General features: G+C 52.8%; 10 protein-coding genes. All 10 read left to right on the forward strand.

Annotated features, from left to right (window positions below):
* The first annotated feature begins 239 nt into the window (after positions 1–239).
* The 10 genes from dnaE to bamA all read left to right on the forward strand — a co-directional run bounded on the left by dnaE (position 240) and on the right by bamA (position 13,831).
* A complete protein-coding gene (gene dnaE, locus PQU98_RS01415) occupies positions 240–3,683 on the forward strand; it encodes a DNA polymerase III subunit alpha (protein ID WP_272743096.1) in 3,444 nt (1,147 codons plus the stop codon).
* A 203-nt stretch (positions 3,684–3,886) separates the two neighbouring features.
* Positions 3,887–4,657 carry a 30S ribosomal protein S2 gene (gene rpsB / locus PQU98_RS01420; RefSeq protein WP_272743097.1) on the forward strand — a complete coding sequence of 257 codons (771 nt, stop codon included), beginning with the start codon at positions 3,887–3,889 and terminating at the stop codon, positions 4,655–4,657.
* Between the two features lie 162 nt (positions 4,658–4,819).
* The gene (gene tsf, locus PQU98_RS01425) at positions 4,820–5,725 is read left to right on the forward strand and encodes a translation elongation factor Ts (protein ID WP_272743098.1); all 906 of its coding nucleotides are present in this window, start codon (positions 4,820–4,822) and stop codon (positions 5,723–5,725) included.
* Positions 5,726–5,871: 146 nt separating this feature from the next.
* On the forward strand, positions 5,872–6,609 hold the full coding sequence (gene pyrH / locus PQU98_RS01430; protein WP_272743099.1) for a UMP kinase: 738 nt from the start codon (positions 5,872–5,874) through the stop codon (positions 6,607–6,609).
* Positions 6,610–6,632: 23 nt separating this feature from the next.
* Positions 6,633–7,190 carry a ribosome recycling factor gene (gene frr / locus PQU98_RS01435; RefSeq protein WP_272743100.1) on the forward strand — a complete coding sequence of 186 codons (558 nt, stop codon included), beginning with the start codon at positions 6,633–6,635 and terminating at the stop codon, positions 7,188–7,190.
* A gap of 123 nt (positions 7,191–7,313) precedes the next feature.
* Positions 7,314–8,087, forward strand: coding sequence for a polyprenyl diphosphate synthase (gene uppS, locus PQU98_RS01440; protein WP_272743101.1), 774 nt, complete (start codon positions 7,314–7,316; stop codon positions 8,085–8,087).
* Positions 8,074–8,916, forward strand: coding sequence for a phosphatidate cytidylyltransferase (locus PQU98_RS01445; protein ID WP_272743102.1), 843 nt, complete (start codon positions 8,074–8,076; stop codon positions 8,914–8,916). The genes uppS and PQU98_RS01445 overlap by 14 nt, the downstream gene beginning before the upstream one ends.
* The gene (dxr, locus tag PQU98_RS01450; protein WP_272743103.1) at positions 8,916–10,136 is read left to right on the forward strand and encodes a 1-deoxy-D-xylulose-5-phosphate reductoisomerase; all 1,221 of its coding nucleotides are present in this window, start codon (positions 8,916–8,918) and stop codon (positions 10,134–10,136) included. Before PQU98_RS01445 ends, dxr begins: the two co-directional genes overlap by 1 nt.
* A 20-nt stretch (positions 10,137–10,156) precedes the next feature.
* Positions 10,157–11,356, forward strand: a complete 1,200-nt coding sequence (locus PQU98_RS01455) for a M50 family metallopeptidase (RefSeq protein WP_272743104.1) — start codon at positions 10,157–10,159, stop codon at positions 11,354–11,356.
* Between the two features lie 96 nt (positions 11,357–11,452).
* Positions 11,453–13,831: an outer membrane protein assembly factor BamA gene (gene bamA / locus PQU98_RS01460; protein WP_438263850.1), complete on the forward strand. Its 2,379-nt coding sequence runs from the start codon at positions 11,453–11,455 to the stop codon at positions 13,829–13,831.
* Positions 13,832–13,840: the final 9 nt, after the last annotated feature.

Consider the following 13,840-nt stretch of genomic DNA (forward strand, 5'->3'; position numbering starts at 1 on the left):
GTTTTGCTATTTTTGTTCTTGTTATGTGCATAATTTATTTGCGCTTGGAACAAATGGGGAATATAGAACAAAGCATGAATTTAACGGAGTGCGAAAAATGGTTTCGACATTACATAATCTGTTGTCTTTCGCGTCAGTCGCTGGCTTTGTGTGGGTTGTTTGCCAATTATCTATGCTGGTGGGGTGAATCGGGTAACTTCACCACGAAGATATACGTGTTCTGAGAGCGGAGACGAAATATGAGCGAAGCCGGATTTATTCATCTAAGGGTTCGTTCAGCCTATTCACTGCTTGAAGGTGCCATAAAAGCCTATGATATGGGCAAGTTGGCGCAAAAACTTTCAATGCCAGCGATTGCGATTACGGATCGCTGTAATCTGTATGGTGCGCTTGAATTTTCCCAGACCTGTAAGGACGTCGGGGTTCAGCCTATTATTGGTTGCGCCATACCTGTTAAAGGTATTGGCGGTGGCTTAACTGAAAAGTGGGCGCGAATTCCTACAGTTATTTTGTTTGCGCAGAATGAGCAGGGCTATCTTAATCTGTCCGAGCTTTCATCAATTGCCTATGTCGACGCAGATGCTGCCGATGAGCCGCACGTCACTTGGGATCAGGTGGTGTCGCGTAATGAAGGGCTGATTTTATTATCCGGCGGATTTGACGGCCCTGTTGACCCCTTATTCCGTCAAAACCGGCCCGAAGAGGCCCAAGCGGCTTTGCTGGCGATGAGTGAGGTGTTTGGCGATCGTTTTTATATCGAATTGCAGCGTCATGATACGTCCTACGGTATGGGGGGCATAGGGTACGGTATCGCTGAGGCCGGATTGGTTGAATTTGCCTATGCACATGACGTGTCTCTGGTTGCAACTAATGACGCCTATTTTGCTGAGGCCGATCTCTATAAGGCTCATGAAGCTTTGCTGTGTATATCAGATAGTACCTTTATGGGGGTGCCTGACCGCCGCAAAGTTACAAAAGATCATTGGTTGCGGCCTGCAAGCGAAATGCGAGCCTTGTTTCATGACTTACCCGAAGCTTGTGATAATACGCTCGAAATTGCCAAAAGGTGCGCCTTTCTTGTAGCCAAACGCGACCCCATTCTGCCGCGATTTGATACCGGCGATGGGCGTAATGAAAACGAAGAATTAGCGTTTCAGGCGCGGGAGGGGCTTAAACAGAGATTGACCGAAGTTAAGCCTGCGTTCCCTGAGCAAGACTATTGGGATCGTTTGGAGCGCGAAATTAGCGTGATCCAGAATATGGGGTTTCCTGGATACTTTCTTATCGTTTCGGACTTTATTAAATGGGGGAAATCTCATGGCGTGCCCGTGGGGCCTGGCCGGGGATCGGGAGCCGGATCTCTGGTCGCCTGGGCCCTGACGATTACTGATCTTGATCCTTTGAGATTTGGGCTGCTGTTTGAGCGTTTCCTTAATCCTGAACGGGTTTCTATGCCCGACTTCGATATCGATTTTTGTCAGGAGCGCCGGGAAGAAGTCATCGCTTATGTGCAAAATAAGTACGGTCGTGATCGCGTTGCGCAAATTATCACGTTCGGTACACTCCAGGCGCGCGCCGTGTTACGCGATGTTGGGCGAGTTATGCAGTTGCCATTAGGGCAAGTTGATCGTCTTGCTAAAATGATACCCGCTAACCCTGCTAATCCCGTTACCCTTGCGCAGGCGCTTGATCTTGAGCCACGGTTACGCCAAGCTGCCAAGGATGAAGAGCCTGTAAAAAGACTACTCGATACAGCCCTGAGGCTTGAAGGATTGTACCGTAACGCTTCTACGCATGCCGCCGGTATAGTTATTGGCGATCGCCCCTTAACCGAGTTGGTCCCGCTTTATCGAGATCCGCGTTCAGATATTCCAGCGACCCAGTTCAATATGAAATGGGTCGAGAGTGCTGGTCTCGTTAAATTCGACTTTCTTGGGCTAAAAACCCTGACTGTACTTGATCGTGCGATGAAATATTTGCGCAAGCGTGGCGTGGAAATCAATTTTTCGACGTTGCCATTGGATGATGGCCCGACTTATGAACTTCTGGCGTCAGGTCAATCTATCGGCGTATTTCAGCTTGAAAGTCAGGGTATGCGAGACACGCTGCGTAAGATGCGTTGCGGTTCGATTGAAGAAATTACGGCCTTGATTTCGCTCTACCGGCCTGGGCCAATGGATAATATCGATACCTATGTTGATCGTAAGTTCGGTCGTGCTGAAATCGACATGCTTCATCCCAGCCTTGAGCCCGTTTTGAAAGAAACTTACGGCGTTATCATCTATCAGGAACAGGTGATGCAGATCGCCCAGATCCTGTCAGGTTACAGTCTGGGCGAAGCCGATCTTCTGCGGCGGGCTATGGGTAAGAAGAAAAAAGAAGAAATGGACTTGCAAAAAGCAAGGTTTATTTCCGGTGCAAGTGAAAAGGGTGTTGATTCAAAGCAGTCGGACTCAATTTTTGAACTTGTTAACAAATTTGCGGGTTATGGCTTTAACAAATCGCACGCAGCCGCCTATGCCTTTATTTCCTATCAAACGGGTTATCTGAAAGCTAACCACCCGGTCGAATTTTTTGCTGCGACGCTAAGTCTTGATATAGCGAATACTGATAAGCTGGCCGTATTTTATCAAGATGCGCGCCGTTTTGGCGTAAAGATTTGCCCACCTGACATTAATCGATCCATGGCGGATTTCGATGTTGAAAATGGCGAGGTGTTGTACGCGTTGGGAGCCGTCCGAAATGTTGGCTTTGAAGCTATGCAGACCGTGATTCAGGCCCGCGAAGAAGGGGGCAAATTTAAAGACTTGTTCGATTTTCTTGAGCGCATTGATCCTAAAGCTGTCAACAAACGCGCCATTGAAAACCTGGCTAAGGCCGGGGCGTTTGACTCCATTCATCCCAATCGTGCTCAAATCGTGCAAGGTGCAGATATATTGATGGCTTACGCCCAAAGTGTAGCGGCCGAACGGGCCTCATCTCAGGTTAATCTATTCGGTTCAAGCGAAGCGTCGCGCCCCCGTTTGCCGAAGGTGGCAAATAGTTCTGGCCCGGATAGTCTTGATGATGAATTGGCAGCCGTTGGTTTTTATCTATCTGGCCATCCATTGGGAGATATGCTGGATGTCTTCAAACGGCGCAGTGTGACCCTATATGCCGAAGCCGTTTCTCTTGCTGGGGAGGGGCAGGAGGCGTTTCGGATGGCAGGGGTTGTGCGGCGGCGCCAGGAGCGTGCTTCGGCGCAATCGGGTGAAAAGTTTGCCTTTGTGACCTTGTCTGACCCGACCGGTGAATACGAAGTTATGTTTCAGCCAGAAGCTCTGCGTCGTTGTCGTGAAGTGCTGGAGCCAGGGAAATCAATAGTCGTTAAGGTTCGGTGCAAAGGGGGGCGTGAAGGCGAGATGCGCATGTTCGGAGATGAAGCTGCATTCATGGCTGACACGCTCAAGATGGATGATATTGGTATGAGGCTGCATGTATCGGCGCGAGGACTTGATATTGTGACCCTGAAAGAATTTCTTGAAAAAGCTAAGGCGTCTTCCGGGGGGGAAATCAGCCTGATAACTGAGCTTGGGTCTGACCGGGAAGTCGAAATCAAATTGCCAGATCGTTACCGGCTTGATGGCCATCTGCGTGGGGCCTTGAAATCGATGACTGGCGTTTTATATTACGAAGACATTTAAGCACGGCTATACAGATCCGGTTGAACTGTTTTCCCAAGGTTTTTCTGGATTTTGCTTGATTTTTGCTAAAATTGTGCCTAGTTGCCCCCATCTCGCACGCAAACGCGCGGCGCGTTGACATTTGTCATCCGTCGCTAACCGAGGTTCCTCCACATGGAGAACTGAAATGTTTGCGGAGGTTTATCGGAAGAAGGAATAAATTTATGGCTATGCCTGAACTGTCTATGCGCCTGCTGCTGGAAGCCGGCGCGCACTTTGGTCACCAGACTCATCGCTGGAACCCGAAGATGGAGCGTTACCTGTTCGGTTCGCGCTCGAACATCCACATTATCGACCTGTCGCAGAGCCTGCCTCTGTTCCATCAGGCGCTGCTTAAGGCGCGCGAAGTCGCCGCCAGCGGTGGTCGCGTTCTTTTCGTTGGCACCAAGCGTCAGGCTTCTGGCCCGGTTGCTGTTGCGGCCAAGCGCTCGGCTCAGTATTATGTCAATCACCGTTGGTTGGGTGGTACGCTGACAAACTGGCGCACTATTTCTGGTTCGATCGCACGTCTGCGTGAACTGGAAGGCGTTTTGGATGGTAATCCGGCCGGTCGTTCCAAGAAGGAACTTCTAACGCTTACCCGTGAGCGTGAAAAGCTCGAACTGTCGCTGGGTGGTATTAAGGATATGGGCGGCATCCCCGACCTGATGTTCGTGATCGATACCAATAAGGAATCGATCGCCATTCAGGAAGCGCGCAAGCTGAATATTCCTGTGATTGGCATTCTGGATTCCAACTCTGATCCTGACGGCATCACCTATCCGGTTCCGGGCAATGATGATGCGGCGCGTGCGCTGCAACTCTATTGCGACCTGATCGCTGATGCGGTTCTGGATGGTCTGGCTGCGGGCCAAGTGGCGTCTGGTGTTGATCTGGGCGCTTCCGAAGCTCCGGTCGAGCCGGCTCTGGCGGCTGAAGCCTCTACCGAGGCCTAAATTCCTTCAGGATCAATAGAGCCTGAGGGCGCCTGATTGATCCTGACTTAAGATTTCACAACGGAGTCTGAGTCCTGTCAGGCTCCGTTGTCGTTAAATGGCAACACCCGTGAGCTAAGGTTAGTTCATACGGTTTAACTTTTTAAATTTATGGAGGATTCCATGACGGAAATTACAGCCTCTCTCGTGAAGGAACTTCGCGAAAAATCCGGCTCCGGCATGATGGACTGCAAAAAGGCTTTGACAGAAAACGGTGGCGACATCGAAGCGTCCATGGATTGGCTGCGCACCAAGGGCCTGTCCAAGGCTGCCAAGAAGTCTGACCGCGTGGCGGCAGAAGGTCTGGTGGTTGTGGCCACGGATGGCAAGACAGCGGCTGCGGTCGAAGTTAACTCCGAAACTGACTTCGTGGCGCGTAACGAACTGTTCCAGGCCCTGGCGCGCAATGCCGGTAAGGCTGCCCTGTCGACCGATAGCGTCGAAGGCGTTCAGTCGGCGGTTAATGACGAAATCACCAACCTGATCGCCAATATCGGTGAAAACATGATGGTGCGTCGTTTGGCCAAGCATTCGGTCTCTGAAGGCGTGGTCGCCAGCTACATCCACAACTCGATTGCGCCTGACTTGGGCCGTATCGCGGTTCTGGTAGCGGTTGAATCGGCGGGTGATCCAGCGGTTCTGAACGATATGGGCCGCAAGATTGCTATGCACATCGCCGCTACCCAGCCAATCTCTCTGTCGACGGATGATATCGATCCGGCGGCGGTTGAGCGTGAAAAGGCGATTTTCACCGAGCAAGCGCTGGAATCAGGTAAGCCTGCTGGCGTGGTTGAGAAAATGGTCGAAGGCCGTATCCGCAAGTTCTTTGAAGAAGTCGTGCTTCTGAAGCAATCCTTCGTCATGAACCCGGATCAAACCATCGAGCAGTTCGTTGCGGAAACCGCTAAGTCGCTTGGCACCGATGTGAAGGTCACCGCCTTTACGCGTCTGGCTCTGGGTGAAGGCGTTGAGAAAAAGACTGAAGACTTTGCGGCTGAAGTCGCCTCAATGATGGGTGGTCAGGCTTAAGCCTAATCCACATTTTTGAGTAAAATAAGGGCGCGGCACTTGAATGTGTTCGCGCCCTTTGTCTTTTCAAATGGGTAATAACCGGCTAGAGCAGAGAGCGAAAAATCCAGATCCAGATTAGACCATTGATTCCCGGAGATACCGATATGACTGAACCTGCTGTGGCAACGGCTGACCTTCGTTATAAACGCATCCTCCTCAAGGTTTCCGGTGAAGTCCTCATGGGCGAGCAGGGGTTCGGGATCGATATGAACACTGTTAAGGCGGTGGCCGAAGAGATCGCTGAAGTGGCGCAGATGGGCGTCGAGCTTTGTCTGGTGATCGGCGGCGGCAACATCTTTCGCGGGCTGTCAAAAGCTGCGGTTGGGATGGAGCGCTCCAGTGCTGATTACATGGGCATGCTGGCGACCGTTATGAACGCTCTGGCCATGCAGAATGCGCTTGAGCAACTGGGTGTTGATACCCGTGTACAATCTGCCATTCAGATGAATGCGGTTTGCGAGCCCTTCATTCGCCGTCGGGCCGAGCGACATCTTGAAAAAGGTCGTGTCGTGATTTTCGCAGCAGGCACAGGCGCGCCTTATTTTACGACCGATACGGCGGCAGCTTTGCGTGCTGCGGAAATGAACTGCGACGCGCTGTTTAAGGGTACTTCTGTTGACGGTGTTTATACGGCGGACCCGAAAAAAGATTCCGCCGCACGACGTTATGATACGTTGAGCTATCATGAGGTCTTGGCTAAAGACCTCAAGGTCATGGATGCGTCCGCCGTCAGCATGATGCGCGACAACAGCATTCCTATCGTTGTATTCTCCATTCGATCAGACGGGGCACTGCGCGACGTGGTTCACGGGCGCGGCACCTACACCGTCATTTCAGAATAATCATCCAGATAACGAGACACATCATGAGCAAGCCCGAACTGCCTAAGTATAAGGATCGCATGGATAAGTCGGTTGCATCGCTGAAAGAAGATTTCGGCGGTTTGCGCACCGGCCGTGCATCGTCTTCTCTTCTTGAGGGGATTGTCGTTGACGCCTATGGCTCGACCATGCCGATTTTATCCTGTGCGGCGATCAGCGTGCCTGAGCCGCGTATGATCAGCGTCAGTGTATGGGATAAGGGCCTAGTGGTATCCGTAGAGAAGGCCATTCGTAATTCGGGTCTGGGCCTTAATCCGGTTACTGACGGTACGACTCTGCGCGTGCCGATTCCGCCCCTGACTGAAGAGCGCCGTAAGGATCTGGTCAAGATTGCCGGTAAATATGCTGAGGAAAAGCGTGTAGCCGTGCGCAATATTCGCCGTGATGCTAATGACGACATCAAGAAGGCGGAAAAAGACTCCCATATTTCCGAAGACGAACAAAAGAAAATGATCACTGAGATCCAGGGCTTCACCGATGCTGCCATCAAGCGCATTGATGAGCAGTTAAAGATCAAGGAAGCTGAAATTATGCAAGTGTGAGCGGGCGCAGTTCCGCCGCACCTATGGCGGATCACGGCTTGTGGTGATATCAAACATGCGGCTTTAATAGCAGGCGCAATATTCAGAGCCGCGGAACTCGGCTGATAACCCAGGGAAACGTATATGCCCGCTGGCGTAACGACACAGGTATCCGACACGCGGGAGGCTGATAAAGCGCCGGTTTCACCGCTGCATGTGGCGATTATCATGGATGGCAATGGCCGGTGGGCCAAGGCGCGCGGACAGATGCGGACTTTGGGCCATAAGGCCGGCGTCAATGCTCTGCAGCGTACTATTCGGGCGGCCGGCGATCTTGGCATTACACATATGACGGTGTTTGCGTTCTCGACAGAAAACTGGCGCAGGCCTGCGGCTGAAGTCAGCGATCTGATGGGGCTCTTGCGGACGTTTATCGAATCCGACCTCGGCAAACTGGCAAAGGAAGGCGTTTGCGTCCGTATTATCGGTCAACAGGACGGGCTGCCTAAAGACATCGTGGAGTGTGTGCGTAAAGCGCACGATGATACCCGCCACAATTCGCGCTTTTTCCTTCAGGTAGCGCTGAACTACGGGGCACAGGCCGATGTGGTAGAGGCCGCCAAGCGATTTGCGGCCAAGGTCAAATCCGGTGAAGCGGAGGTTAATGACCTGACGCCCGAAACCTTTGGTGGCTTACTGTCAACGCATGATCTGCCCCCGCTGGACCTGATGATCCGTACATCGGGTGAACACAGATTATCAAATTTTCTGCTGTGGGAAGCGGCTTATGCGGAGTTTGTGTTTCAGGATGTTCTGTGGCCCGACTACGATCGGGTTCATCTTGAAGAAGCACTGCGTATTTTCAAGGAGCGTGACCGGCGCTTTGGCGCTGTAGAGGCAGGACATGTCTCCGCCTAAATCCACAGGGTCGTCCATTCGGGAACTGAGTATTCGCATCGCTTCCGCCATCGTTCTGGTGCCGGTTGTGCTTTATATTGTGCATCTGGGCGACTGGGCGTTTCTGGTTCTGATCAGTGTCGGGGTGGCGTTACTCAGTATTGAGTGGGGCGCTATGGCGGCGCCAAAAACACCGACACGCATGGCCGTTGCCGTCTGTTTGCCGGCATTGGCAGGCATATTTGCTGAAGCGCTGAATAAGCCCTACGACCCATTCCATCCGCTTGTCTCCGTGGCCCTTTTGCTGTTTGGGGCGGCGTGTTCCGCCGCCTATATCCGCCGCTTAGGTGGCCCGTGGCGGGATGCTGCTTATGGGGCGTGTTACATTGGCTGGCCCGCCTTCGTTTTGATTTGGCTGCGCCAGACCGGCAATGGCTTTGAATGGGTGTTGTTTGCGTTCCTGATCGCCTGGACGGCGGACAGCGCCGCCTATCTGGTCGGTCGGGCTGTCGGTGGCCCTAAGCTTTGGCGCAAGTATTCGCCCAATAAGACATGGGCCGGGTTTGCGGGCGGCATGATGGCGGGGATGCTGGCCGCAGGAACCTTGTCGGATCTTACGGGGCTTTTTAAATCCAGCACATCGGCGCAGATCGTGGGGCTCCTGACCGCTTTGGCGACTATGGCGGGGGATCTGTGGGAATCGATGCTGAAGCGACGCTATGGTGTTAAGGATTCGGGTTCGCTTATTCCGGGGCATGGCGGTTTGCTTGACCGGGTCGATGGTCTGATGTTTGCGATTGTCGCTATTGGTGGTATCCGTCTTCTGGTCATGCTGGGAACCGTGCTCTGATGCCAAATGCGCTGCCAAAGTCCGTCACGGTTTTGGGATCTACCGGGTCCATAGGTGTGTCGACTCTGGCGCTGATTAATGAATTGAACGCGGTTGAGCCTAAGTACCGCATCGATGTTCTGTGCGGCGGTAAAAATATTGAGCTTTTGGCGCAACAGGCGCGTAAATTTCGCCCCAGCTTGACGGTCATTGCTGACACTGAATCTTGGGACGCCTTTCAGAACTTGATGGATGGCTCCGGACTTGAGATTGCGTATGGCGACGCTGCGGTGATTGAGGCGGCATCCCGCCCGGTAGATTGGGTGATGGCCGCCATAGTCGGCATTGCGGGCCTTGAGCCGGTTTGGGCGGCGGCAGGAACCGGTGCTACCGTAGCCCTTGCTAACAAAGAAGCTCTGGTGTGTTGTGGTCCGGCCTTATTGGCGCGCGCGAAAGCTGCGGGTGGGGCTATTTTGCCGGTTGATTCTGAGCACAACGCCATTTTCCAAGTCCTTGATGGCGCCCAAAAGGATATGGTCAATCGCCTTGTGCTGACGGCATCCGGCGGGCCTTTCAGGGGCTTTAGCTGTGATCAGCTAAGCCGGGTTACGGTTGAGCAGGCGCTAAAGCACCCGAACTGGTCGATGGGTGCCAAAATCACGATCGACAGCGCCAGCCTGGCCAACAAGGGCCTTGAATTTATTGAGGCTGCCTATTTATTCGACATGCCTGCCGATCAGATCGATGTGGTGATCCATCCTCAGTCGGTCATCCATTCGGTAGTGGAATATAAAGACGGCTCCAGTCTGGCGCAAATGGGGCCCGCGGATATGCGTGTGCCGATTTCCTATTGCCTGAACTGGCCGCGCCGGACAGCCTGGCAGGCACCGGGATTCGATCTCAAAACCCTTGGGGCTTTGACGTTTGAGGCGCCGGATGAAGTCGCTTTTCCGATGTTAAGGCTGGCGCGCGAAGCCCTTAAAGCCGGTGACGATATGCCGGTCGTGTTTAATGCGGCCAATGAGGTTTGCGTTGCCGCCTTTTTGCAGAAACGCATCGCGTTTACACAAATTGCCGATAATGTCGAAGCTGCCATGATGCGGGCCCAATTGCCTTCTAAAGCGATTAATGACACAAGTCAGGACGTCGGGACTATTCTTGAGCTTGACGCTCGCATTCGCGCTCTGGTGGGCGGCTTTTGTGATCGTTCGGCCTCAAGCGTTCCCAAGCTTCGCGCCTAAACCAGAGAGATACGCGCTACATGCAGTTTTTTGTCGGTATATTGCCGCTCCTGATTTTGATCAGTGTCATTGTGACGATTCATGAACTGGGTCATTTCAGCGTCGCGCGGCTGTTCAAGACTAAGATCGAGCGCTTTTCAGTGGGTTTTGGCCCAAAACTTTTGGCGCGTACCGATAAAAACGGGGTTGAATGGTGCCTGAGCGCCATCCCTCTGGGCGGATATGTGAAATTTGCCGGCGATGAGCATGTGTCTTCCATGTCACCGGATGCCAATGAACTCGACGCCGCCCGCACCGCCATCGTCGCCAAAGAAGGCGAGGGGGCGGAAAAAGCTTATTTCCATTTCAAGCCAGTATGGCAACGGATGTTAATCGTCGCTGCAGGCCCCTTTGCTAATTTCGTTCTGGCGATTGTCCTGTTTGCGGGCGTGCTGATGTTTATCGGCAAAGGGCAAACTCCGGCCAGTGTCGTTAGCGTTGAGCCGAACTCTCCGGCGGCAGCAGCAGGTTTTAAGCCGGGCGATCTGATTACAGAGATCGATGGCCGTACCGTCGAAAACCATCAGGATGCGCGCACACTGATTTTGATGCGTGCCGATAGCGCCATCAATATTACCGTGCTTCGTGATGGCGCGCCCGTGGTGCTTACCGCCACGCCCGCCCGCACTGAACTTGAGGTTGGATCCGGTGATCACCGCATCAAGGCGGGGCGTTTAGGCATTGAGATGGGCGGCGATATGCGCTGGCAGCGCTTTGCGCCGCACACGGCCCTTGTCGAAGGCGCGAAGATGACCTGGCAGGTGCTTGATACGAATGTGACCTATATTGGCCGCATTTTCGCGGGAAAAGAAAGTGGTGACCAGTTAAGCGGCATACTTGGTATGACCAAGGGCACGGGTGACATCACGTCTCAGACTATGAAGATCGAAGCTCCGGCAGCAGATCGGGTTATTTTGCTGGTGATCAATCTTGTTACCTTGGCTGCAGTGATTTCGGTGGGTATTGGCTTCCTTAATCTGCTGCCGGTGCCAGTGCTGGATGGTGGTCACCTCTTGTTTTATACCTATGAGGCGGTTATGCAAAAGCCGCTCAATGCGGTTATACAGGGGTATGGCTACAGACTGGGACTTGTAACCCTGCTGGGTTTGATGTTGTTCGCGACGTGGAACGATATAAACCAGTTGGGATGGGTGAAATTCTTTGGGGGACTGTTTTCGTAATTAAACCCTGTGCAAACACCGAAGCTCGGTGGCTGCGATGGTTTATGGTTAGCGAAACACGGACCGCCGTCCGAACATAAAAATGATACAGAACATATGACTAAGGGCCTCAACGTGCATACTTCTTCACGAAAGCTTCAATCGGGCGTCAGCGTTCTGGCGTTTCTTAGCCTCGGACTTCTGACGGCTCCGGCCGTGGCGCAAACGGCGCCTGTTGATCCGGTGCAGACGCAACCGGTTGTGGCGCCGTCGGCTATTCAGATCGGCCGTATCAGGGTTGAGGGTAACGAGCGGATTGATTCGCAAACCATCATCTCCTACCTGCCCGTTCAGGTAGGTCAGGCGGCAACACCGTTGGCCATCGATCAGTCGGTAAAGACGTTGTTCCGGACCGAACTGTTTTCTGACGTGCAAATCGTCATGAATGGTTCGGAAATGGTGGTCAACATCGTCGAAAGCCCGATCATCAATCAGGTGGTTTTTGAGGGCAACAGCGCTCTGTCCAAGGATAAGCTGCGCGAAGAAGTGACCATCCGCCCCCGTGGTGTGTTCACCAAGGCAAAGGTGCAGGCCGATGTTCAGCGTATTATTGAACTTTATCGCCGCTCCGGCCGCATCGCCGCAACGGTAACGCCCAAGATTGTTGAATTACCGCAGAAGCGCGTCGATCTGGTGTTTGAAATTGATGAAGGCGTGAAGACAGGCGTGTCGAGCGTCAACTTTATCGGTAATAAGGCCTATTCTGACAGCGATTTGTCGAGCGTGATTGTGACGCGCAAATCAATCTGGTGGAAATTCTTTTCCTCCAACGACAACTACGACCCGGATCGTATGGATTACGACCGTGAGCAGTTGAGAAAGCACTACACCAATCGGGGATATTATGACTTCCGCGTTGTCTCTTCAGTAGCTGAGTTGTCGCCTGACCGTAAAGATTTTGCCATCACCTACACTCTGGATGAAGGCGAAAAGTACAATTTCGGTCGTGTTACCGTTAAGACGGAAAACGATAAGCTGAACGCGCAAAATCTTGAACGCGTAATCCCGTTCAAGGGTGGTGATCTTTACGAAAGCGACCTGATTGAAAAGGGCGTGGACAACCTGACGTTTGCCGCGGGTTCAGCCGGTTTTGCGTTCGTAGATATCCGTCCGCGCGATGAAGGCAAGCCAGAAGACCGCACGGTCGATATAACCTACAACGTCCGTGAAGGCGCGCGCGTTTATATCGATAAGATCGATGTCGTCGGCAATGGCCGCACGCTCGACCGCGTCGTACGTCGGGAGATGCTGCTGTCGGAAGGCGATGCCTATAACAAGGCTTTGCTCGAGCGCTCGAAAATGTATATCGGGTCGCTAGGTTTCTTCAAGGATGTTGAAATTCGCGAAGTGCCGTCAACGACTGCGGATAAAACCAATATCGAAGTCGCGGTTACCGAGCAGCCGACCGGGGAATTGTCATTTGGGGCTGGCTTCTCATCATATGAAAAATTCATTTTTGATGTCGGTATCACGGAGCGTAACTTCCGTGGCCGTGGTCAGAATGTGCGTGCGCGTATTTCGACCGGTTCAATCCAGAGAAATATCGATTTGAGCTTTACCGAGCCTCGTTTCCTGAATCGTGATGTTCAGGCGGGTATCGACCTGTTCTCCTCGGCCCTCGATTACTCGGAATACACCAGCTATAAATCCGAAAGTAACGGTTTTGGCCTGCGTCTGGGCTACAGCCTGAATGGCTACAGCCTGTTGCGCCTGCGCTATAACCTGCGATCGGATGATCTGTCTTACGGCACCACGTCAACCCAGTGTGATGACCTGATCTATAGCTGCGGTACCGGCGTGACGTCGAGTGTGGGCTATACCCTGTCGTTCGATCGCCGCAATGATTTTGTTCAGGCCACCCGCGGCTGGCAGGCGATTGCCCGTCAGGACTTCGCAGGCTTGGGCGGAGACGTTAAATATGTGCGTTCAGAACTCGAAGCCCACTGGTATTACGGTTTCCGCAAGGACATGATCCTTCATCTGCAAGGTCTGGCCGGGAATATAACCCCGTTTGGCGGCGATGCAGTGCGCATTAACGACCGCTTCTTTAAGGGCGGCACAACTTTCCGCGGCTTTGAAAATGCCGGTATTGGTCCGCGCGATCAAAGTTCAACCTACGCTTTGGGCGGTCAAACCTATGCGATTGGTACCGTTGAGTTAGGAATTCCTAACGGCCTGCCTGAACAATATGGCCTCAAAACAGCCTTATTCGTGGATTTCGGTACGCTCGGCGGTGTCGATGACCGCTTAAAGATGAATGGTAGTACGGCGAACGCAAATATTGTAGATGATATGTCTTTGCGGGCGGCAGCCGGTGTCACCATTCGCTGGAAGTCCCCGATGGGGCCAATCCAGTTCGATATATCACAGGTTCTCTCACGGGAAGATTATGACAAGACCGAAACGTTCCGCTTCTCACAGTCGACCCAGTTCTAACAACCTTTC

The sequence above is a fragment of the Asticcacaulis machinosus genome (assembly GCF_028550435.1).
GTDB classification, from domain to species: Bacteria; Pseudomonadota; Alphaproteobacteria; order Caulobacterales; family Caulobacteraceae; genus Asticcacaulis; species Asticcacaulis machinosus.

Excerpts from the sequence above, each read along its gene's own strand:
- uppS (WP_272743101.1), top strand. The coding sequence starts at position 7,314 with ATGCCCGCTGGCGTAACGACACAGGTATCCGACACGCGGGAGGCTGAT.
- pyrH (WP_272743099.1), top strand. The coding sequence starts at position 5,872 with ATGACTGAACCTGCTGTGGCAACGGCTGACCTTCGTTATAAACGCATC.
- dnaE (WP_272743096.1), top strand. The coding sequence starts at position 240 with ATGAGCGAAGCCGGATTTATTCATCTAAGGGTTCGTTCAGCCTATTCA.
- PQU98_RS01445 (WP_272743102.1), top strand. The coding sequence starts at position 8,074 with ATGTCTCCGCCTAAATCCACAGGGTCGTCCATTCGGGAACTGAGTATT.
- dxr (WP_272743103.1), top strand. The coding sequence starts at position 8,916 with ATGCCAAATGCGCTGCCAAAGTCCGTCACGGTTTTGGGATCTACCGGG.
- bamA (WP_438263850.1), top strand. The coding sequence starts at position 11,453 with ATGACTAAGGGCCTCAACGTGCATACTTCTTCACGAAAGCTTCAATCG.
- rpsB (WP_272743097.1), top strand. The coding sequence starts at position 3,887 with ATGGCTATGCCTGAACTGTCTATGCGCCTGCTGCTGGAAGCCGGCGCG.
- PQU98_RS01455 (WP_272743104.1), top strand. The coding sequence starts at position 10,157 with ATGCAGTTTTTTGTCGGTATATTGCCGCTCCTGATTTTGATCAGTGTC.
- frr (WP_272743100.1), top strand. The coding sequence starts at position 6,633 with ATGAGCAAGCCCGAACTGCCTAAGTATAAGGATCGCATGGATAAGTCG.
- tsf (WP_272743098.1), top strand. The coding sequence starts at position 4,820 with ATGACGGAAATTACAGCCTCTCTCGTGAAGGAACTTCGCGAAAAATCC.